This is a genomic window from Pseudoalteromonas sp. '520P1 No. 423' (genome assembly GCF_001269985.1).
In the GTDB taxonomy this organism is placed as follows: Bacteria; Pseudomonadota; Gammaproteobacteria; order Enterobacterales; family Alteromonadaceae; genus Pseudoalteromonas.
On the sequence record NZ_BBZB01000001.1, the window covers coordinates 3,658,303 to 3,679,455 of the forward strand.

A 21,153-nucleotide genomic window follows, 5' to 3' on the forward strand; every position below is an offset into this window, starting at 1 on the left:
CAATCGCTAAAGCGCATATTTAGTGAGTTTACTCAGGTTTATACTTAAATTTTAAGCTGCTCTGGTATATGATACCCCCCTTAAATTTAAATTTTATTTCACTATGCATTAGGAGACTTGTTATTATTTCCAAAATATTTGATTTTTGCCGTAAAGTTGTCGGGCAAAATGGACAAAAAAAAACCGAAGATCAATCTCAGGAAGTAACAAGTATGGGTTCACCTCAAGTCATTGAACGCTCAGAACATGGCGTATCAAGAAAAAGCTTTAGCCCTAATGCACTAAAAGTTTTATACCGTTTAAAAGATGGCGGCTATGATGCTTACTTAGTAGGTGGCTGTATTCGTGATGCGCTACTAGGTATAGAACCTAAAGACTTTGATGTTGTAACCAATGCCACTCCAGAACAAATTAAAAAACAATTTCGTAACTGTCGTTTGATCGGTAGACGTTTTCGTTTAGCGCATATTGTATTTGGTCGCGAAATCATTGAAGTTGCCACTATGCGTGGTCATCACGATGCCCCTGAAGATAAAAATCAAGTAAGTCAATCAAGTGAGCAAGGTCAGTTATTAAGAGATAATGTGTATGGCAGCATAGAAGAAGATGCAGAACGCCGTGACTTTTCTATCAACGCCCTATATTACTCGGTAAAAGATTTTAGCATCCGTGATTTTGCAGGCGGTATGGAAGCCATTAAGAATCGTAGTATTGAATTAATCGGCGATCCAGAAACAAGATATCGTGAAGATCCCGTACGTATGTTACGTGCGATTCGTTTTGCTACAAAACTAGATATGACGATTTCACCTAAAACAGAAGCGCCGATTTACGAGCTTTCATCGCTATTAGGTAATATTCCATCGGCACGTTTATTTGAAGAGTGCTTAAAACTTTTCTTAAATGGCAAAGCAGAACAAAACTTTTTATTATTAAGAAAATACAGTTTATTTAAAGAGTTATTCCCTGCCCTTGATGCATTAATTGAAGCATCGCCTGAAGGTGATGAGTTTAAACTCACTAAAAAAATGTTTATCAATACCGATAAGCGCATTAATGCTGATAAAAAAGTAACACCCGCTTATGTTTTTGCTGTATTGCATTGGTACCCATTGCAAAATCGCTGCGCTAAATTAATGGCAGAACAAAAACAACCTGAGTATGAAATTTTCAATCTGGCAATTAATCAAATTCTTTCTGAAAGCTCAAAACATATTGCCGTACCAAAACGCTTTACATTAGGCGCTAGAGATATTTGGCATATTCAACAACGTATGCCTAGACGTACAGGTCAGCGCCCATTTAGATTAACACAGCAACCAAGGTTTAGAGCCTCTTATGACTTCTTATTATTAAGAGCCAATATTTCTGACGGCGACCTAGTTGAACTTGCAGATTGGTGGACGGGTTATTTAGATAAAGATGCACAACTTCAAAAGCAAATGGTGCAAGACTTTAGTAGCCCTAAAAGCGCTAATGACTCAGATAAACCAAAAAAGCGCCGTAGACCACGCCGTCGTAAACCTGCCAATGGCAATGCGCAAAATAACAATGAAAATAAGTCTGTAGAATAATGTCTCAATATCACACTGTATACTTAGGTTTAGGGGCTAACCTTAATGACCCTATAAACCAATTAAATCAAGCAGTGGCTGCATTAAAAGCATTACCTGATACTAACGATGAAATTAAGGTTTCTGCATTTTACAGCAGCAAACCTATGGGCCCACAAGATCAGCCTGATTATGTAAATGCAGTTGCCTGTATTGAAACACAATTACAACCATTAGACTTATTAGCGTTAACACAAAAAATTGAACTTGATTTAGGCCGTGTTAGAAAAGACGAGCGTTGGGGGCCAAGAACCCTTGATATAGATATTCTATTATTTGGTAGACAAACTTTAAATTTACCAACCTTAACTGTGCCTCACTATGGCATGACATTAAGAGAGTTTGTTATTTACCCATTATTAGAAATAGCACCTAATATCATTATGCCTGATGGGATAAAAATTTCAGATTTACAAAAAACAGTGCCATTAAATGGCCTTTCAAAAATTCAACTTTAGACTTTTGAGTAATAAATAGAGAACAATAATGTCAAAAATCACTGTATCGACTTTAAGAAAAATGAAAAATGAAGGCACTAAAATAGGTGCTTTAACTGCATACGATGCGAGCTTTTCAAGCTTATTTGAAGATAATGGCGTTCATGTTTTATTAGTTGGCGATTCAATGGGCATGGTATTACAAGGTGGTAGCGATACTTTAGCTGTTACTAACCAAGATATTGCCTACCACACTAGATGTGTACGTGCGGGTGCACCAAGTACTTTTGTTATTGCTGACATGCCATTTATGACTTATTCAAACCTTGCTGATACCTGTAAAAATGCAGCTGAGCTTATGCGCGCAGGCGCTAATATGGTAAAGCTTGAAGGTGGTGAATGGCTTTATGATTCAATCACAGCATTAACACAGCAAGGCATTCCAGTATGTGGTCACTTAGGTTTAACACCTCAGTCAGTTCATGTTTTTGGTGGATTTAAAATTCAAGGTAGAGAACAAGAACAAGCACAAAAAATGATAAGCGATGCTAAAGCATTAGAAAAAGCGGGCGCACAGCTATTAGTGCTAGAATGTATTCCTTCTGCCCTAGCTAAACTTATCACTGATGCAGTAAGTATTCCTACTATTGGCATAGGTGCAGGTAACCTAACCGATGGTCAAATATTAGTAATGCATGATCTAGTTGGCATTTCAGCAGGTTATATTCCTAAGTTTTCTAAAAACTTTTTATTAGAAGCTGGCAATATGCCTGATGCAGTTAAAAAGTATATGACTGATGTTGCAAGTGGTGAGTTCCCTGCAAAAGAGCATGAGTTCAACTAATGAAAACAGTTACTGAAATTTCAGCATTACGCCAGCAAATCAAAGCTTGGAAACAAAGTGGCTTAACCGTAGCTTTTGTACCAACAATGGGCAACTTGCACCAAGGTCACTTTTCATTAATAGAAAAAGCAAAAACACTTGCCGATAAAGTTGTTGCCAGTATTTTTGTCAATCCAATGCAATTTGGCGCTAACGAAGATTTAGACAGTTACCCCAGAACATTAGAGCAAGATCAGCAAGGCCTTCAAGCCTTAGGCACCGATTTATTATTTACACCTACGCCTGATATTATTTATCCTAAAGGATTAGATGCACAAAGTTTTGTAGAAGTGCCAGGTGTATCTGAAGGGCATTGTGCAGGAACACGTCCAGATCACTTCAGAGGTGTATCAACTGTTGTATGTAAATTATTTAATTTAGTGCAGCCTGATATCGCCTGTTTTGGTGAAAAAGACTTTCAGCAATTACAAGTGATCCGCACTATGGTTGAAGATTTATCTATGCCTATAGATATTATTGGTGTATCAACTAAACGTGAAGAGTCAGGTCTCGCTAAAAGCTCTAGAAACGGTTATTTAACATCACAACAACAAGATGTTGCTAAAGTATTGTATGCTTGCCTGCAACACTCTCAAAAAGCCTTACAAAGCGGCGAGCGAGATTATTCATCTATCATTCAATCTGCTAAAAATACTTTATCAAAAGCAGGTTTAAAGCCTGATTACTTTAACATTTGTAATAAAGTTGATTTAAAAGAAGCTAAAGCTGATTGTAAGAGCTTTGTAATTTTAGCGGCTGCCTTTTTAGGTTCTGTTCGTTTAATTGATAATATACAAGTTGATATAAATGATTAATAATTTGGTGACTTTTACTTTAGTGTTAGTGTCTTTATGTGTTTTATCGGCATGTAGTTTTAATACCTCTAAAGGAGTCAGTGAATATAAACTTGAAAGCAAACGCTGTGGCCAAAAATACTATCAATGTAATATTGTATGTAAAGGCAAACATACAGAGCAAAATGTGGGTTTTGAAGTCTGTAATGCAAAATGCATAGACAAACAAAATCAATGTTTAGAATTTGCTGAGCGCTTAAAAGTCGCAGTAGAAAAAGATTAAAGAGATAAATATAAAAGTAAGTAGATTAACTTTAATTTACTTACTTTGTTAAAACCTGCTTCAATACCTGCATCATATCATCAAATTTCGGATTAAAAGTAAGTCGTGCGTGCGCCTTATCAGGCTCTTTATAGCCCCAAGCCGAATACCATATATCTCCTTTTTTATAACACTTTTTAAAAGCAGACTCGGTTTGTCCATTGTCACAAATGCGATACCCTGAAGGAAAACCAAAGTAGCTATTATCAGGCTTAAATAACATGCCCATGTGTGAATAATTACTTACCTGGTACTTATCTGATTTAGCCGAATAAACAACAATGCGATTATCCTCTAAATCAGGTTTATTACCAAACCAAACAAGTTTTGAATTTTTATGTGTAAAGTTTTGACTAAAATATTTTGCCACAGCTAATACATCTACAACTGAATCAGCTTCGCTCAAAGCCATAAATACAGGTTTAGTGAATATCTTCTTTTCCAATTTATTTTGTACATCACGGCTTGTGTAATAATACTGCGCAAATGCATTACTCGGTACTGGTGAGTATCGCGCTATATTTTTCATATAATTGGGTGACTTTAGCCAAGGCCAAGGCTTATATAAGGGTAATAATGGGCTGAGTCGGGCTAATTTAGTTTTAGCTTTAAATGCGGGTGAAAATAAAATAAGCCCCTTTATAGCATTATCTGACAAGGCAACACTAGTCACTATATTCGCGCCTGTTGAGAACCCTCCTAAATAAACATTATCGACTTGTGCTTTTAATGCGTTGATTTGAATATCGACCAGCCTTACCCAAGCATCTGAGGTTATAGATAATAAATCTGCTGGGCGAGAGCCATGCCCTGGTAGCAACAAGACTCTGACTAAAAAGCCTTGTTTATTTAACGTTTGTGCAATATCTGAGAAATAATATGGAGAGTCACCTAAACCATGAACGAATAAGATACCTTTGGAATTTTCAGAACCTGAATTCAATTTAGCAGGCAGCTCAAAGGGTGTATTAAATTTAAGCTCTTTGGTTCGATTTTGAGTTAAGAAAACACGATTATCACTTAACCAATTTTTAGCTGCTAATTGATATGCTTCAAAGCTCTTGAACTCTATGGGTAACTGACTGAGTGATTTTTGATAGACAGCATGCTTAGGCACATTATTTTGCGCACAGCCTAATTGTATAATAATCAAGCTACCCATAATAAAACGCAGCAATAAAACTTTAAATTCAAGTCTGAACACAATAACAGCAACTTTTATATTTTTTACTTTGGAAACAATCATATAATAAATTAAAAATAAATGTATTTTTATCACCTTAGATACATTGACTAAAAAGCGATCGTATATATACTTAAAATTAGCTTGAAAATACGTTTAATATTTATGCAATACTTTATCGATGTAACACTTAATAATACCTCGTCCTGTTTTCATAAGTAATAGCACTATATTTCAGCAAAACCGCTGTTAAGTGCTACGGCCTAATTTAACAAAATAAGTCGTTATCTTAGTAGCAACAATTACTCTTGAATAAAATAGGATCGAACAATGTCAAATACAACTACTGGTACTGTAAAATGGTTTAATGAATCTAAAGGTTTCGGATTTATTGAACAAGAAAATGGCCCTGATGTTTTTGCTCATTTCAGCGCTATTGAAAGTACTGGTTTTAAAACGCTTGCTGAAGGCCAACATGTACAGTTTACAGTTACACAAGGTCAAAAAGGTCCACAAGCAGAAAAAATCACTGTTATCTAAATCAGGCTACCACCATTAGATAACATTACCAATTCTATTAAATTAGTGATCTAATATAAATTAGGATAAATTTTCAATAGTAAGGCGCTTGATTGAGCAATAGCTAGCTATTAGAATTGAAAGTACAGGTTTATAGCTCTAGACTAAACCTAAGTACCTTCATGCAGGCAACGCAGCTATTGTATATTTAGACCATTTTTTATCACATATTAATTAGCATCGGTATAGATAAGAGGAAGCCAAAGCGCTTCCTTTTTTATTCGCTGAATTTTGTGAAACATTTGAAATTATGAAAACAAAAAAACCGCCCTTATGGGCGGTTTGCTGCTTTAATAATTCAGGGTAAATTGAACTATTATAATCCGATTTTAGCTAATTCTTTTTTAACTAATTTAGCTGAAAGTGGTACATAACCATCTTTTTCAACAATGCCTTGACCTGTTTTAGATAATACCATTTGTAAAAATTGCGCTTCAATTGGTGCTAATGGCTTATTTGGGTGCTTGTTAACGTAAAGGTATAAGAAGCGAGATAATGGGTATTTCCCTTTAGCTACATTATCTAAAGTTGCATCAACATAGTTCGTGCCTTTTTTAGCTAGCGGTACAGTACGAACACCTGATGTTTTGTAACCTATACCTGAGTAACCAATCGCATTTACAGATGAAGAGATTGACTGTACAACTGAAGCTGAACCCGGTTGCTCATTTACGTTACTACGGAAATCACCTTTACAAAGTGCTTTCTTTTTAAAGTAACCGTAAGTACCTGATACAGAGTTACGACCGTATAATTGAACATCTTTACCAGCCCAGTTACCTTCAAGGCCAACATCGCTCCAACGATTAACTTGAGAACCAGAACCACATTTACGAGTTGAAGAGAAAATTGAATCAACTTGAGAAATAGTTAAACCTTCAATTGGGTTATCTTTATGTACAAATACTGCTAAAGCATCAATTGCTACACGAATTTCTGTTGGTTTGTAGCCATGGCGCTTTTCAAATGCTTCTACTTCTTTAGACTTCATTTTACGGCTCATAGGACCAAAGTTTGAAGTACCTTCCGTTAATGCTGGCGGTGCAGTAGAAGAACCGGCAGCTTGAATTTGAATATTTACATTAGGGTAAATACGTTTGTATTCTTCAGCCCAATAAGTCATCATGTTTGCTAATGTGTCTGAGCCTACAGATGAGAAGTTACCAGTTACACCGCTTGTTTTAGTGTATTCTGGAATTGATTTATCTAGTGCAGCAACATTAGCTGAAACTAAAGTTGTAAGTGTTAGGCCCATAGCGGCAACTAAATTTTTAAATTTCATTGGTAACTCCAATCTTTCTCAATTTGTGAACCTCAACTATTTGAAGTCCGTTCTCTAGATACCCATGCTACCTCAAAATACAGAATTCAGTTGGAATTAGAAACGCTTTAAACAAGGCTGATGAATGAAGGCATATTTATTCTCTTCCAAATTCATCTAACACAGTGTAAAGCGTTTCTAAACCAACCCTACGGGAGCTACTGAGCAAATCATGTTCGTTGTTCCATCTTCTTTTAAGGGATAACCATTAATACAAAGATGCGCCTAGTTCATGAATTGCTCAGTAGTCCTTAAACTCGTATTCTGAGGTAGCATGTGTATGTAACTGCCGCTATTATTCATCTTTTAAATGACAGTTAGATTACTACTTTATGACACTTTTATGACCTGTAAATAAAGTGTCATATTTTCTAATTCTATCGAATCTACTTAAGATTTTTTCACACGTTCATTCGAAAAACTAAAGGAAAAACAAGAACCTTCACCTACAGTACTTACAATATTTAATTGTGACTCATGGCGTGATAAAACATGTTTTGTAATTGCTAACCCTAAGCCTGAGCCGCCTGTTTTACGAGAACGTGCCTGATCAACACGATAAAAACGCTCTGTTAAACGACCGATATGCTCAGGTGCAATACCCTCGCCATTGTCATGAACAGCAAAATGCGCTTCACCATTTTTCATTTGCCAAACAATACGAATATGACCTGGCTCAGGTATATAATGTATCGCATTAAATATTAAGTTAGAAAAAGCACTTCTTAATTCTTCAGTTTTTCCTAATATAGATAAATTAGCATCGACCTCTAACTCTATAACATGCTTTTTATCCGCATTTAATGTTTCAGTTTGAACCAAAATGAGCTTTAACATATTTGGGATATCAACTAATTCATCTTGTTCCGTTTTACGAGGCCCTTCTATACGGGATAAAATCAGTAATTGATTTACAAGCCCGTTCATTCGTTCACACTGCTCCGACATAGTACCGTGTGCTTTCCCCCAAATTCCTAATGGTGGCATAGCGTCAGCATCCATCATTTCAAGGTAACCTGAAATAACAGTAAGCGGTGTTCTCAGTTCATGAGATACGTTAGCTACAAAATCTTTTCTAATTTGCTCTAACATTTTTAATTGAGTCACGTCTCGCACCACAACCATCAGCTGTGTTTCATATGGCATCACACGAAATTCTAAAATTTGTTCAGTGCCTAAAGGAGAGTCAAGCTCCAATGGTTCAAGGAAGTCATTATTGTTCATATATTTGGCAAAGTCAGGGTGGCGAATTAAATTATCTAATCTTTGACCACTGTCACTCGGCCATTTTAATCCAAGCACTTGAACTGCCAGTTTATTACACCATACTATGCTGAGATCTTTTTGCAAAACAATGACCGCATCAGGAACCGCTTCTGCACCTTCTCTAAATCGCCTGATCAAACCTGCTAATTCATTTCGCTTATCTCTATTTCTATGCTGTAACCTGTAAATACCATCAAAAATTTGCTCCCAGCTGCCCTCTCCTTCAGGTGGGTTAAAGCTTTTTTGATTGTGCAACCAATCGCTTAATTTATATAACTGCTTATAATGCCAAAATAATAGGCTTGCAGTTCCAAGGAATAAAAGTAAAAAAGGAGCCCCTATAAGGACTCCGATGAATGATAATGGTAAAAAATACATAAATAAGCGCTGTATTAAGATGCGCTTATTGATCACTCTGAACATAAAGTAACCCTAGTTATTTGGTTTAAATTAAACCTTATTTGAAAAACGATATCCTGAACCACGAACAGTTTGCACTAACTTATCATGTGCACTTGTGATCGCCTTTCTTAAACGACGAATATGCACATCTACCGTACGATCTTCAACATATACATTGGTGCCCCAAACTTGATCTAACAATTGCTCTCGACTATAAACACGCTCAGGGTGGGTCATAAAAAAGTGTAATAGTTTAAATTCTGTAGGTCCCATATCAAGCTCTTTACCAGCTGATGTGACACGATGTGAGATTGGGTCTAATCGTAAACCATGCACTTCAATAGACTCTTCTAAAGCTGTTGGAGATACTCTGCGGATCACAGCTTTTATGCGTGCCATCAGCTCTTTAGGAGAAAAAGGTTTAGTAACATAGTCATCAGCCCCAACTTCTAAGCCTTTAATTTTGTCTTCTTCTTCGCCACGTGCTGTGAGCATGATGATTGGAATTTTTCGAGTATGATCATTTTGTTTAATTTTTTTAGCTATTTGAATACCACTGGTATCTGGTAGCATCCAATCTAATAAAATTAATTCAGGATATGGTTCAACAGCAAGTGCTTCCATAGCAGAATCATAATCTTCAGCTTCAACAGCTTGATAACCGTTTTGCTCAAGTACAAACACCAACATTTCTCTGATGGGCGCTTCATCATCAACTACAAGTATTTTTCGTGACATTCCTGATTATCTCTCAAAGTTCCTAATTACATTCATTATTATGATTAAATATGACAGTTTTATGAAGCTTGATTAGATATTAGCCCATAACTGCTATTTATTGCATATCGATTTGCTTTGACTGAAACAATTTAACAGATACAATCACTTTATTAACATAATAACAATAATAAACAACATGCATTCTGATACGGATATTAAACTCAATATATTACTAATTGAATCTAACTTAAGTAGCCGCTCTCATCTTAAGCGTATTCTAAAACAAAGTGGTTGCCTTAACATCACAATAATAAATAATGGTGCAGAATTAATATCGAAACCTAAACTACTTGATTTTGATTTACTGATTTTAGATTTTGATATTGATAACTGCTTCACTGGTACTGAATTCATAAGACAATTACTGACTCTTAAAATTCTGCAAGATCATACCCGAATCATTTTTATAACAGATCAGGCAGATAAAGTATCTGCAGATTTACCATTTAGGTACGTTACAACTGATATCATCGAAAAACCAGTAAATCATGCTAAATTAACTCAAAAACTACAGTATTTTAACGCTAGCTCAAAAAGGTTGAAATTGTTACTAAAACAATTATCTAAAGCTAATGGCATACAAAAACAAAATATATTACAACATGCGCAATTTGTTGGATTAGATAATCAAGAAAAAAATGAGCTTAACCTAATCAAAGCAACAAACTTATTAAAATGTGATTTACCTGGTACAGCTTTAGATACATTAAAAACGATAAGTAATGCAGCTATACAAGCAAGTGCTCAAATAGCACTGTTTAATTTATGTGGTAACGAAAGCAAATTTAAACTCACTTTACTTAAAATGCAGTCATTAAATATACTTTCTAGAAAACAAATTTTATATAAAATTAAAAATGCTATTAATAAAAAAGAATCATTTCAGGCATTAAAAATATTTGATAACTTAGATGAGTTTTCATTTACCACTGAAGAAGTAGAGTTAAAGGCCCTTTTAATACTTGAAAACCATTCAATTGAAGAAGCCAATGATTATCTACAACAAAAACTTAGAACCACATTAGAAAACCAGCATTATCGAAATTCATTATCTTTAACATGGATCAAATGTTTAGTCTTAGATCGCACACTTAACCATAAAGCTGATCAGAAGTTTAATGAATTATTTGCACTGCGTTGTAAAAAAGCTTGGTCCGAGATAAGCCAAAATCAAAGCCCTATTGATATGTCTGGATATCAAAATGTAATAAAACTAATTTTAAACATTTGTTTAGAACCTGAAAATAAAGATAAACACTTATCGAAACTCAATATTCTGATAAAACAGCCGCAGGACTGCCATAAACAGTTTTTATTGACCTGCGCACACGCATTATTAAAGCAAGTAAAAGTACTGCACAATTTATATAACAAGCGTTTATCCTTAATAGGTATGATGGATCTGAGTGCTCAAGAGATTTCATTCAACTATTGCATGAACAAAGTATTTAACGATCAATTTAGAGATCCAAAAATAAAAGCAGCGCTATTTAATCGCTGGGGTATAGATAAACAAAACCAAGGAATGAGTTTTCAGGCTTTAAGCCAGTTTTCACAAGCACATCTGTTAATGCCGCTTAACAGTGTGTATTTATTAAACTTTTTAAATACGATGCAAAGTTTAAATATCAATAAGTATTGGCAATTCTCGCAAAAAAACCTTATAAAACATGCACAAACACTTGAACTAAATAGCCAACAAGATCAGAGACTAAAGCAACTTTCAGTAGAGGCTCTATGATCTTTTAGATCAAAGAATTACCAACTAAAGTAATCATATTTAAATTTCAGATCACTTTTTTACTTAGATGATGTTAACTTGATAAGGATTGATTAATTTTCAGACACAAATAGTTGATAATTTATGCTAAAATAACTGAGCGACTGAATAAAAACGATCTTAATGAATAATATTACGATCTAAGTAAGTAAAAAACTGATCCCAAAGCCCGCCTTATGATCCCTCTTAGTAATATTATGATCCAAGAACAAAAAAGCCCTCATTGAGAGGGCTTTCATTTTAAAAGGCGATTAGCCTATTAAATTACTTAACTAGCGCATTTAACTCGCCAGCGGCATATTTCATTGACATAGCATCAAGTGAAATTGCTTTAAGTTTGTCTGCTTGACCTGCAGTACCAAACGCTTCGTAGCGATCAATACAAATGTCAGTCATAGCTTGTGTCGCTGCAGCTAAAAACTTACGAGGATCAAAGTTAGCTGGATTTTCAGCTAAATGACGGCGAACAGCACCAGTAGATGCTAAACGTAAATCTGTATCGATATTTACTTTGCGTACGCCATACTTGATACCTTCAACGATTTGCTCAACTGGTACACCGTAAGTTTCTGGCATTTCACCACCAAACTCATTGATCACTTTTAACCACTCTTGTGGTACAGATGAAGAACCGTGCATTACTAAATGCGTATTTGGAATGCGTTTATGAATCGCTTTGATTTGATCTATTGCTAAAATATCACCCGTTGGTGGACGAGAGAATTTGTAAGCACCATGAGAAGTACCACATGCAATTGCTAGCGCATCAACATTTGTTTTCTTAACAAAGTCAGCTGCTTCTTCTGGATCAGTTAACAGTTGATCTAATGATAATTTACCAACAGCACCAATACCGTCTTCTTCACCCGCTTCACCTGTTTCTAATGAACCAAGTACACCTAGCTCACCCTCAACTGAAACACCACATGCATGTGCCATTTCAACAGTACGACGTGTTACATCTACGTTGTACTCATAAGTAGAAGCTGTTTTACCATCTTCAAATAAAGAACCATCCATCATTACTGATGAAAAACCTAATTGGATTGAACGCTGACAAATTGCAGGTGATGTACCGTGATCTTGGTGCATAACAACAGGAATATGTGGCCATTCTTCAATTGCAGCTAAAATCATATGACGAATGAAAGGGGCACCAGCGTATTTACGCGCACCAGCTGAACCTTGTACGATCACAGGACTGTTTGTTTTATCAGCCGCTTCCATTATTGCACGCATTTGCTCTTGGTTATTTACATTAAACGCCGGAACGCCGTAACCATTTTCAGCTGCATGGTCCAAAAGTTGACGCATACTAATTAAAGCCATTTTGCTTTCTCCAATTGTTGATAGTATTCACTCTTAGATTAGTCTAAGTAACTTACTATCGGGTTTTGAACGAGTAATTAAATAGCTAAATTTATTTGTGAGAGTTAAATTTAGCTACTTTTTGTTTTAGGGAATAATCCCTCTTGCTACATTATTTTGCGCGTTGCTCTAACATTTCAACAGCAGGTAGCTTTTTGCCTTCTAAGAACTCTAAGAATGCACCACCGCCAGTTGAAATATAAGATATTTTATCTGCAACATTATATTTATCAATAGCAGCTAACGTATCACCGCCGCCAGCGATTGAAAAAGCGTTAGACTCAGCAATTGCATTTGCGATTGCTTCAGTGCCGTTACCAAACTGGTCAAATTCAAATACGCCTACAGGACCATTCCAAACAACTGTGCCTGCATTTTTAATAATTTCGGCTAATGCGTTTGCAGAATCTGGACCGATATCAAAAATCATATCTTCGCTTGTTACATCTTCAACATTTTTAAGTGTTGCTACTGCAGACTCTGAAAACTCAGAAGCAACAACAACATCTGTTGGTACTGGAATATCACCATTATTAGCTTGAGCTGCTGTGACTAAGCGCTTAGCTTCATCAATTAAATCAGCTTCAAATAATGATTTACCTACTTGATGATCTGCTGCTGCAATAAATGTATTGGCGATACCACCACCACAAACAAGTTGATCAACGATCGTAGATAATGAATCTAATACTGTAAGTTTAGTCGAAACTTTAGAACCACCAACAATAGCAACAAATGGACGCGCTGGATTATCAAGTGCTTTACCTAATGCTTCTAGCTCAGCAGCTAGAAGTGGACCAGCACATGCTGTATTTGCGTGTAAGCCAACACCATGCGTTGAAGCTTGAGCACGATGCGCAGTACCAAATGCATCCATTACATATACATCACATAAAGCAGCTAATTGTTTTGCAAGTGCTTCGTCGTTTTTCTTTTCACCCTTATTAAAACGTACGTTTTCAAAAACAACAACTTCGTTGTCATTAATTTCTACGCCGTTTAAGTAATCTTTTTCAAGACGAACATTTTGCTCTAAAGCATCATTTAAATAATCAACAACAGGTGATAATGAAAACTCATCTGCAAATTCACCTTCAGTTGGGCGACCTAAGTGAGACATTACCATTACTTTAGCGCCTTTTTCTAAAGCTAACTTAATAGTAGGTAAAGAAGCACGAATACGTGCATCAGAAGTCACTTTTCCATCCTTGACTGGCACATTAAGATCTTCACGAATTAGTACACGCTTACCTGATAAATCTAGATCTGCCATTTTAATGACTGACATGAAATTCTCCTTAGTTAATTAAATACTGCACTTAAATTTTGGGGTTAATTAATTTCTTTATTTGGCAAGCATCATAGCTTTAGCCGTATCTAACATGCGATTTGCAAAACCCCATTCGTTATCACACCACACTAAACATTTCACTAAACGCTTATGGCTTACACGGGTTTGAGTTCCGTCTATAATGCTCGAATGTGGGTCATGATTAAAATCAATTGATACTAAAGGCTCTTCTGTATAGCTTAAAATGCCCGCAAGTCTTTCGTTGCTAGTTGCTGATAAAACTTGATTAACTTGCTCTATGGTTACATCGGTATGAGTTGTAATGCTTAAATCCATTGCCGTAACATTTATTGTTGGTACGCGCATTGCGATTGCTTCAAAACGACCTTCAAATTTTGGTAAAATTCTTTCAATACCACGGGCTAATTTTGTATCAACAGGAATAATAGATTGGCTAGCAGCACGCGTGCGGCGTAAATCAGGATGATAAGCATCAATTACTTGTTGATCATGCATAGATGCATGAATAGTTGTAATTGCACCAGATTCGATGCCAAAAGCATCGTCTAGCACTTTAATCACTGGCACAATGCAATTTGTAGTACATGAGCCATTTGAGACTATCAAATCTTCTGACTTCAACTGTTCATCGTTAATACCATAAACAATCGTAGTATCCATATCTGAGTCAGCAGGTTGTGAAAATAGTACTTTTTTAGCACCAGCATTAATATGCAACATGGCATGCTCACGAGAATGGTATATGCCAGTACATTCAAGCACAACATCAATATTTAAATCTTGCCAAGGTAAAAATGCGGGAGACTTTTCATTGAAAAGCGCAATACGATCTTCTTCAACAGTTAAATAGTTATCATCAAGAGAAACATCAAATTTAAAACGACCATGGGAAGTATCGTATTTTAATAAATGTGCGATGCCTTTAGGATCTGCAAGCTCATTAATTGCGACTATTTGAAATTGATCGGTGAGGTTTGCTTCATATAAAGCACGTACAATATTACGGCCTATTCGGCCAAAACCATTAATTGCTAATCTTATTGCCATTGAAGTAAAAAGTTCTTAAAGAAGCCATATCAAATTTGGTGGTATTGTAATCGACCTTGCCCCTGAACCCCAGAGAAAATTGCCATTTATTTTATGAGGAATTTTGAAGTTAATTTTTGAGCATAAAAAAAGATCTTTGTTTTATCGACAAAGATCTTTTTTAAGTAATTAATACTACTTTACTAGCAGTTTAATTTTTTATTAAAACAATTCGTTTGCTTTCGCTACGATGTTATTAACTGTAAAACCAAAGTGTTCAAATAACTCGTTAGCAGGTGCAGACTCACCAAATGTCGTCATACCAACAACAGCGCCATTTAAACCAACATATTTGTACCAGTAATCGGCGATGCCAGCTTCAATCGCTACGCGACGTGAAACCGCTACTGGTAATACTGATTCTTTATATGCAGCATCTTGAGCTTCAAATACATCCGTAGATGGTAATGAAACAACACGTACTGTTTTACCTGACTCACGTAACTGTGTTGCTGAATCTTGTGCTAATTGCACTTCAGAACCAGTTGCGATTAAGATTAGCTCAGGGTTATTGTTAGCTGCATTACAAGATAGTACGTAACCACCTTTTGCTACGTTTGCTAACTGCTCAGCAGTACGATCTTGTTGTGCTAAACCTTGACGTGTAAAGATTAGTGAAGTTGGGCCATCTTTACGTTCAATTGCCGCTTTCCATGCAATTGCAGATTCAACTTGGTCACATGGACGCCAGTTATCAAGATTAGGTGTTAAACGCATGCTCGCAATTTGCTCTACCGGTTGGTGAGTTGGACCATCTTCACCTAAACCAATTGAATCATGTGTATATACAAAAATTGCAGGTTGCTTCATTAATGCTGCCATACGTACAGCATTACGTGCGTATTCCATAAACATTAAGAAAGTTGCACCGTAAGGAATAAAACCTTTATGCAATGTAATACCGTTCATGATTGCCGACATACCAAATTCACGTACACCATAGTTGATGTAGTTACCTGATGCATCAGTACCTGTTAAGCTTTTAGAACCATCCCAAATTGTAAGATTAGAACCTGCTAAATCAGCCGAACCACCCATAAATTCAGGAAGCATAGGACCAAACGCATTTAATGCATTTTGTGATGCTTTACGTGTCGCGATACCTGAAGGGTTAGCTTGTAACTCTTCAACATATGCTTGAGATTTTTCAGCCCAATTAGCTGGCAATTCGCTGTTTTGACGACGTTCTAATTCTGCAGCTAATTCTGGGTGTGCAGCTTTATATGCTTCAAATTTTTCGTTCCAGCTAGACTCTGAGTCAGAACCTTTTGCTTTAGCGTCCCAATCAGAATAAACATCTTCAGGGATTTCAAATGCGCCATGTTCCCAGTTTAAGAATTCACGTGCAGCTGCAATCTCGTTATCTCCTAATGGAGCACCGTGACAATCATGGCTACCTGATTTATTTGGTGAACCGTAACCAATAACTGTTTTACAACAAATTAATGTTGGTTTAGAAGTCTCTGCACGTGCTTCATCAATTGCCGCACGAATTTCTTCACTGTTATGACCATCAACATTAGCAATGACATGCCAACCATATGATTCAAAACGAGCTGGAGTATCATCAGTAAACCAACCTTCAACTTCGCCATCAATTGAAATGCCATTGTCATCCCAAAAAGCAACTAATTTACCTAAACCTAATGTACCCGCTAATGAACATGCTTCATGAGAAATACCTTCCATTAAACAGCCATCGCCTAAGAAAGTATAAGTGAAGTGATCTACGATATCGTGACCTTCACGGTTAAATTGTGCGCCTAAAGATTTTTCGGCAATCGCCATACCAACAGCATTAGTAATACCTTGGCCTAATGGACCTGTAGTTGTTTCAACACCTGGTGCATAACCATACTCTGGGTGACCTGGCGTTTTAGAATCCATTTGACGGAAATCTTTAAGATCTTCAATTGAAAGTTGATAGCCAGATAAATGAAGCAAAGAATATATCAGCATTGAACCATGACCATTTGAGAGTATAAATCGGTCACGATCAACCCATTCTGGGTTTGTTGGATTATGCTTTAGATAATCACGCCATAAAACCTCAGCGATATCCGCCATACCCATAGGGGCACCCGGATGACCTGATTTGGCTTTTTGAACGGCGTCCATTGATAGGACTCTAATAGCATTTGCTAGTTCTTTGCGAGATGGCATAACTTCTTCTACCTTCAATTTTGTGCGCTGGAAATAATTTAAGTTTTTACTAAATTGCAGGTTTGCAAAAATAGAACGGCCATTCTTACTTATTAAAGATTCTGGAGCAATAAAAACCCCTACAAATTTTAAGTTCTTTAGTTTTTTTCATACAATTTAGAATATTAACGCTATAATTTATTTCGTTTAGACGTCTAGGCGTAAAAAAGCTATGAAATTGTAATCGCTTCAGATAAAATACACCGATAATTTTTACCCAGCGCATGCTTCACCTCCATAGACAACTTGTAGGTGTAAAAACCAGCGCTCTCTATTGTGAGTATACATAAAATGGCAAAACATTTTTTTACTTCTGAATCAGTATCAGAAGGTCATCCGGATAAAATTGCAGATCAAATCTCTGATGCTGTATTAGATGCCATCATTGCTAAAGATAAGCATGCGAGAGTTGCCTGTGAAACTATGGTAAAAACGGGTGTTGCGATTATCTCTGGTGAAGTATCAACTAATGCTTGGGTTGATTTAGAAAAACTTACACGTAACGTGATCAGTGAAATTGGCTATACATCTTCTGATGTAGGTTTTGATGGCGAAACATGTGGCATCATGAATTTAATTGGTCAACAGTCTCCAGAAATCGCACAAGGTGTTGATCGTTCAAAACCTGAAGAGCAAGGCGCTGGTGACCAAGGTTTAATGTTTGGTTATGCAACAAATGAAACACCAACATTAATGCCAGCACCACTTTATTACTCTCATCGTTTAGTTGAACGTCAAGCTGAAGCGCGTAAATCAGGTGTTTTACCTTGGTTACGTCCAGATGCTAAGTCTCAAGTGACTTTTGTTTATGAAGATAACAAACCAGTAGCAATTGATACTGTTGTTTTATCTACGCAACATAACCCTGATATTAAACAAGAAGATTTAGTTAATGCGGTAATGGAAAATATTATTAAACATGTATTACCAGCTGAACTATTAACTGAAGATACTAAATATCACATCAATCCAACGGGCCGTTTTGTAATTGGTGGTCCGGTAGGTGACTGTGGTTTAACAGGTCGTAAAATCATTGTTGATACATACGGCGGTATGGCACGTCATGGTGGCGGAGCTTTCTCTGGTAAAGATCCATCAAAAGTTGACCGTAGTGCTGCATACGCAGGTCGTTATGTTGCAAAAAATATCGTTGCAGCTGGACTTGCTGATCGTTGTGAGATTCAAGTGTCTTACGCAATAGGTGTTGCAGAGCCTACTTCTATCTCTGTTGATACATTTGGCACAGGTAAAGTATCTGAAGAACGTCTAGTTGAATTAGTACGTGAACACTTCGACTTACGTCCTTACGGCATCACAAAGATGTTAGATTTATTACATCCTATGTACCAACAAACTGCTGCATACGGGCACTTCGGTCGTGAACCATATGAAATGACTGTAGGCGATGATACGTTTACAGCATTCAGCTGGGAAAAGACAGATAAAGCAGACGCATTAAAAGCATCTGCAGGTTTGTAAACTAACTATTTTCAGTGTTAATTACTTTGTATTTAGTTAAGTAAATCTTCCTTTATAATATTTAGCTTGGTACATCCAAAAAAAACGTTGTTTTTCTTTTTTTTGGATGTACCAAGCTTTTTATAAAATGAAATAGCTGATAAATTACTTTTTGGTGTCTACCATTGAATAGTCTTTATTTTATTTTTGTAGCAAAATCTTTCAGCTGTTTCATCAGTTGTTTACCAATTCCCAAACCTCTGCTTTCTTCAATTAAATATAGACAATCTAGATATAAGTACCAATCCATACCCTATGTTGAAAATTGTTTAAAAACCGACATATGTCCTAAAGCTTTGTCATCTGATTCAACTAAAAAGAGTGTTATTGATAATAAATCTAAATTAGCTAATTTATTATGAGAAAATGTTATTTTTATCTCATATCCCTTAAATTCAGCATGTGATCTCATTAATTATATTAAAGATTTTTGGTATTTATTTTCAGCTAAACGAATCTAGTATTTCATTATATTCTCTTTAAAATATAGGAGATCACTTTGCGCAACCTATTTTTGGATGCTTGTTTTGATCTATTTAAGATGGTACTTCAGTGACTCTTAGGTTAACAGGGTAGCGCTCAAAGTCTTCCCAGTAATGAATACGCCCATCATTTCTTTAACTGTAAAGTCTAACGTTGCTATTTTTAAAGCGTCCTTAGAAGCACCGTTACAACCAGGGCCCCAGCAATAAACAACAAATAATGTATCTTTTGAGTACTTAGTAAAGGAATTTTGAGTGATTTGACTATGAGGGATATTAATTGCTGAGACTACATGGCTTTTATCAAATGCTTGCTCAGATCACACATCTTGGATTCAAATAATAAGTGCATAACTTGAATTGGTAGGAAAAGTGGTCAGCTGAATATATGCTTATCGCCTTTCTCCGGCAAGAGATGCAACAATGAAAACATATAAACAACCGAGCTATGAAGAAAGATGCCAGATTTATGCTCTAAATAAAAGTCAAATGAGTCAAAATAAAATAGCAGAGCAACTTAATGTTAGCCAATCAACCATTAGTCGAGAGCTCGCTCGTAATACAGGATTACGTGGTTACCGTATTAAGCAAGCTCAAAATTTAGCACAACAGCGCAGAGAATATGCATCTAAAGCCATTAAAATGACGCCGAAATTGATTGAACTTATCAATTTAAAGCTAACAGAAAATGGAGTCCCGAAAAAATTTCAGGTTGGCTTAAGGTCAATGAATCAATCAATATTAGTCATGAAACTATTTATCAACATATCTGGCGGGATAAGCAACGTGGTGGTGCTTTATTCAAAGCACTACGTAGAAAAGGCAAAAGTATCAATCACGTAATAAAGATAAACAAGCTGGCCGAGGTTTTATAAAAAAAGAGAGTGAGTATTGATGAGCGACCACAAGTTGCTGATGAAAAAGTAGAATTGGCGATTGGGAAATTGATCTGGTAATTGGAAAAGGCCATAGCGGCGCACTAGTCACTATTGTTGAACGTAAAATGCGTTTTACAGTGTCGACCAGTGTAAATAATAAGTCAGCAGAAACTGTTACAGCGGCAACGATTGCTTTATTAGAACCCTACAGAAATGTCGTTGAGACTATCACCGCAGATAATGGTAAAGAGTTCGCTTATCATGAAAAAATGACAGCAGATTTGGGTTGTGGTGTTTACTTTGCAGACCCTTATTGCTCTTGGCAACGCGGATTAAATGAAAATACTAATGGCTTATTACGACAATATTGGCCAAAATCAACAAACTTCAAAAAGATAGAAGAATCAGAAGTGAAATCTGTCATAGTAAAACTCAATGACAGACCGAGAAAAAACTTGATTACAAAAGCCCAGCTCAATTAATGACTGAACATATGGTACCTATGGCTGTTTAGTGGTTATGCACTTCGAAATTGAATCTACCGTATTATTAAAAGATAGTTTTGATTATTACCTTTTATATCAGCATAAACATCAGAGCAGTCAGTATAATTTGCAAGTTTACTTGAAAAATAATTACATGCTTGTAGTTGTAGAGCTGCTTGATGATTAAATGCATTACTTTGGATAGTCATATTTTTTAACTTTTATGATAAACCGTAATATTTTGCCTGTTTAGATGAAACAATTTATATGGGTTTCATTGGAGTTAAAATTCATCATTATCGAAGGCTTTATTAAATAAAAATGAAGGCCGTAATGTTGTATTTGTGAAAATAAGCTCTTAACAATACTGCACATTTTTACTAATTGTGAGTTAAACTAAGTTTTGCTTTTTTTATCACCATTTTCTAGCCTAATTAAATATAGATTTAAATTGATTTATAA

Annotated in this window: 21 protein-coding genes; 11 read left to right on the forward strand and 10 right to left on the reverse strand. The window is 35.9% G+C overall.

What is annotated here, in order from left to right:
• The first annotated feature begins 212 nt into the window (after positions 1 to 212).
• The 5 genes from pcnB to PSA_RS16750 are packed head-to-tail and all read left to right on the forward strand — an operon-like array spanning position 213 to position 4,010.
• Positions 213 to 1,574: a polynucleotide adenylyltransferase PcnB gene (pcnB, locus tag PSA_RS16730; protein WP_042148082.1), complete on the forward strand. Its 1,362-nt coding sequence runs from the start codon at positions 213 to 215 to the stop codon at positions 1,572 to 1,574.
• Positions 1,574 to 2,071 (forward strand): 2-amino-4-hydroxy-6-hydroxymethyldihydropteridine diphosphokinase, encoded by a 498-nt coding sequence (gene folK / locus PSA_RS16735; RefSeq protein WP_042148086.1) that lies wholly within the window; start codon positions 1,574 to 1,576, stop codon positions 2,069 to 2,071. Before pcnB ends, folK begins: the two co-directional genes overlap by 1 nt.
• A gap of 28 nt (positions 2,072 to 2,099) precedes the next feature.
• Complete coding sequence (panB, locus tag PSA_RS16740; RefSeq protein ID WP_042148089.1) at positions 2,100 to 2,894, forward strand: 3-methyl-2-oxobutanoate hydroxymethyltransferase; 795 nt, start codon at positions 2,100 to 2,102, stop codon at positions 2,892 to 2,894.
• Positions 2,894 to 3,748: a pantoate--beta-alanine ligase gene (gene panC, locus PSA_RS16745; RefSeq protein WP_042148092.1), complete on the forward strand. Its 855-nt coding sequence runs from the start codon at positions 2,894 to 2,896 to the stop codon at positions 3,746 to 3,748. The genes panB and panC overlap by 1 nt, the downstream gene beginning before the upstream one ends.
• Positions 3,741 to 4,010 carry a hypothetical protein gene (locus PSA_RS16750; RefSeq protein WP_042148095.1) on the forward strand — a complete coding sequence of 90 codons (270 nt, stop codon included), beginning with the start codon at positions 3,741 to 3,743 and terminating at the stop codon, positions 4,008 to 4,010. Before panC ends, PSA_RS16750 begins: the two co-directional genes overlap by 8 nt.
• A gap of 40 nt (positions 4,011 to 4,050) precedes the next feature.
• Here the strand turns inward: PSA_RS16750 and PSA_RS16755 are convergent, their stop codons facing one another.
• Positions 4,051 to 5,328 (reverse strand): carboxylesterase, encoded by a 1,278-nt coding sequence (locus PSA_RS16755; RefSeq protein WP_127924172.1) that lies wholly within the window; start codon positions 5,326 to 5,328, stop codon positions 4,051 to 4,053.
• A gap of 234 nt (positions 5,329 to 5,562) precedes the next feature.
• Here PSA_RS16755 and PSA_RS16760 point away from each other — a divergent pair, with 234 nt between their 5' ends.
• Entirely contained in the window at positions 5,563 to 5,772 is a 210-nt protein-coding gene (locus PSA_RS16760; RefSeq protein ID WP_042148104.1) for a cold-shock protein, read from the forward strand.
• 355 nt (positions 5,773 to 6,127) lie between these two features.
• On the opposite strand, the gene PSA_RS16765 is transcribed toward PSA_RS16760, so the two are convergent.
• The 3 genes from PSA_RS16765 to phoB form a co-directional block, all read right to left on the reverse strand.
• A complete protein-coding gene (locus tag PSA_RS16765; protein WP_042148106.1) occupies positions 6,128 to 7,093 on the reverse strand; it encodes a PstS family phosphate ABC transporter substrate-binding protein in 966 nt (321 codons plus the stop codon).
• Between the two features lie 429 nt (positions 7,094 to 7,522).
• The gene (gene phoR / locus PSA_RS16770) at positions 7,523 to 8,821 is read right to left on the reverse strand and encodes a phosphate regulon sensor histidine kinase PhoR (RefSeq protein WP_042148110.1); all 1,299 of its coding nucleotides are present in this window, start codon (positions 8,819 to 8,821) and stop codon (positions 7,523 to 7,525) included.
• A gap of 27 nt (positions 8,822 to 8,848) precedes the next feature.
• Positions 8,849 to 9,538, reverse strand: a complete 690-nt coding sequence (phoB, locus tag PSA_RS16775; RefSeq protein WP_042148112.1) for a phosphate regulon transcriptional regulator PhoB — start codon at positions 9,536 to 9,538, stop codon at positions 8,849 to 8,851.
• Between the two features lie 178 nt (positions 9,539 to 9,716).
• On the opposite strand from phoB, the gene PSA_RS16780 reads away from it, so the two are divergent.
• Positions 9,717 to 11,321 (forward strand): response regulator, encoded by a 1,605-nt coding sequence (locus PSA_RS16780; RefSeq protein WP_042148115.1) that lies wholly within the window; start codon positions 9,717 to 9,719, stop codon positions 11,319 to 11,321.
• A gap of 303 nt (positions 11,322 to 11,624) precedes the next feature.
• Here the strand turns inward: PSA_RS16780 and fba are convergent, their stop codons facing one another.
• The 4 genes from fba to tkt form a co-directional block, all read right to left on the reverse strand.
• On the reverse strand, positions 11,625 to 12,689 hold the full coding sequence (gene fba, locus PSA_RS16785) for a class II fructose-bisphosphate aldolase (protein WP_042148119.1): 1,065 nt from the start codon (positions 12,687 to 12,689) through the stop codon (positions 11,625 to 11,627).
• Positions 12,690 to 12,840: 151 nt separating this feature from the next.
• On the reverse strand, positions 12,841 to 14,016 hold the full coding sequence (locus PSA_RS16790) for a phosphoglycerate kinase (protein ID WP_042148121.1): 1,176 nt from the start codon (positions 14,014 to 14,016) through the stop codon (positions 12,841 to 12,843).
• Positions 14,017 to 14,073: 57 nt separating this feature from the next.
• The gene (gene epd / locus PSA_RS16795) at positions 14,074 to 15,087 is read right to left on the reverse strand and encodes an erythrose-4-phosphate dehydrogenase (protein ID WP_042148126.1); all 1,014 of its coding nucleotides are present in this window, start codon (positions 15,085 to 15,087) and stop codon (positions 14,074 to 14,076) included.
• A gap of 201 nt (positions 15,088 to 15,288) precedes the next feature.
• Entirely contained in the window at positions 15,289 to 17,289 is a 2,001-nt protein-coding gene (gene tkt / locus PSA_RS16800; RefSeq protein WP_042148129.1) for a transketolase, read from the reverse strand.
• 330 nt (positions 17,290 to 17,619) lie between these two features.
• Here tkt and metK point away from each other — a divergent pair, with 330 nt between their 5' ends.
• Positions 17,620 to 18,807: a methionine adenosyltransferase gene (gene metK / locus PSA_RS16805; protein ID WP_042148204.1), complete on the forward strand. Its 1,188-nt coding sequence runs from the start codon at positions 17,620 to 17,622 to the stop codon at positions 18,805 to 18,807.
• A gap of 175 nt (positions 18,808 to 18,982) precedes the next feature.
• Here metK and PSA_RS27260 read toward each other — a convergent pair whose 3' ends face one another.
• Together PSA_RS27260 and PSA_RS27265 are read right to left on the reverse strand one after the other, a co-directional pair.
• Positions 18,983 to 19,096 carry a GNAT family N-acetyltransferase gene (locus PSA_RS27260; RefSeq protein WP_371257818.1) on the reverse strand — a complete coding sequence of 38 codons (114 nt, stop codon included), beginning with the start codon at positions 19,094 to 19,096 and terminating at the stop codon, positions 18,983 to 18,985.
• 309 nt (positions 19,097 to 19,405) lie between these two features.
• Positions 19,406 to 19,609 carry a hypothetical protein gene (locus tag PSA_RS27265; protein WP_337589998.1) on the reverse strand — a complete coding sequence of 68 codons (204 nt, stop codon included), beginning with the start codon at positions 19,607 to 19,609 and terminating at the stop codon, positions 19,406 to 19,408.
• 142 nt (positions 19,610 to 19,751) lie between these two features.
• Here PSA_RS27265 and PSA_RS26425 point away from each other — a divergent pair, with 142 nt between their 5' ends.
• From PSA_RS26425 to PSA_RS25925, 3 genes are all read left to right on the forward strand, one after another.
• Entirely contained in the window at positions 19,752 to 20,171 is a 420-nt protein-coding gene (locus tag PSA_RS26425; protein ID WP_127924173.1) for a helix-turn-helix domain-containing protein, read from the forward strand.
• 112 nt (positions 20,172 to 20,283) lie between these two features.
• Positions 20,284 to 20,688, forward strand: a complete 405-nt coding sequence (locus PSA_RS26430) for an IS30 family transposase (RefSeq protein WP_127924174.1) — start codon at positions 20,284 to 20,286, stop codon at positions 20,686 to 20,688.
• Between the two features lie 37 nt (positions 20,689 to 20,725).
• Entirely contained in the window at positions 20,726 to 20,878 is a 153-nt protein-coding gene (locus PSA_RS25925) for a hypothetical protein (protein ID WP_197276830.1), read from the forward strand.
• The last annotated feature ends 275 nt before the right edge of the window (positions 20,879 to 21,153 follow it).

Coding starts and splice junctions, on each gene's coding strand:
- PSA_RS16760 (WP_042148104.1), top strand. CDS start 5,563: ATGTCAAATACAACTACTGGTACTGTAAAATGGTTTAATGAATCTAAA.
- phoB (WP_042148112.1), bottom strand. CDS start 9,538: ATGTCACGAAAAATACTTGTAGTTGATGATGAAGCGCCCATCAGAGAA.
- metK (WP_042148204.1), top strand. CDS start 17,620: ATGGCAAAACATTTTTTTACTTCTGAATCAGTATCAGAAGGTCATCCG.
- panB (WP_042148089.1), top strand. CDS start 2,100: ATGTCAAAAATCACTGTATCGACTTTAAGAAAAATGAAAAATGAAGGC.
- folK (WP_042148086.1), top strand. CDS start 1,574: ATGTCTCAATATCACACTGTATACTTAGGTTTAGGGGCTAACCTTAAT.
- tkt (WP_042148129.1), bottom strand. CDS start 17,289: ATGCCATCTCGCAAAGAACTAGCAAATGCTATTAGAGTCCTATCAATG.
- pcnB (WP_042148082.1), top strand. CDS start 213: ATGGGTTCACCTCAAGTCATTGAACGCTCAGAACATGGCGTATCAAGA.
- PSA_RS26425 (WP_127924173.1), top strand. CDS start 19,752: ATGAAAACATATAAACAACCGAGCTATGAAGAAAGATGCCAGATTTAT.
- phoR (WP_042148110.1), bottom strand. CDS start 8,821: ATGTTCAGAGTGATCAATAAGCGCATCTTAATACAGCGCTTATTTATG.
- PSA_RS25925 (WP_197276830.1), top strand. CDS start 20,726: ATGCACTTCGAAATTGAATCTACCGTATTATTAAAAGATAGTTTTGAT.
- PSA_RS27260 (WP_371257818.1), bottom strand. CDS start 19,096: ATGGATTGGTACTTATATCTAGATTGTCTATATTTAATTGAAGAAAGC.
- fba (WP_042148119.1), bottom strand. CDS start 12,689: ATGGCTTTAATTAGTATGCGTCAACTTTTGGACCATGCAGCTGAAAAT.
- panC (WP_042148092.1), top strand. CDS start 2,894: ATGAAAACAGTTACTGAAATTTCAGCATTACGCCAGCAAATCAAAGCT.
- epd (WP_042148126.1), bottom strand. CDS start 15,087: ATGGCAATAAGATTAGCAATTAATGGTTTTGGCCGAATAGGCCGTAAT.
- PSA_RS16765 (WP_042148106.1), bottom strand. CDS start 7,093: ATGAAATTTAAAAATTTAGTTGCCGCTATGGGCCTAACACTTACAACT.
- PSA_RS16790 (WP_042148121.1), bottom strand. CDS start 14,016: ATGTCAGTCATTAAAATGGCAGATCTAGATTTATCAGGTAAGCGTGTA.
- PSA_RS16750 (WP_042148095.1), top strand. CDS start 3,741: ATGATTAATAATTTGGTGACTTTTACTTTAGTGTTAGTGTCTTTATGT.
- PSA_RS16780 (WP_042148115.1), top strand. CDS start 9,717: ATGCATTCTGATACGGATATTAAACTCAATATATTACTAATTGAATCT.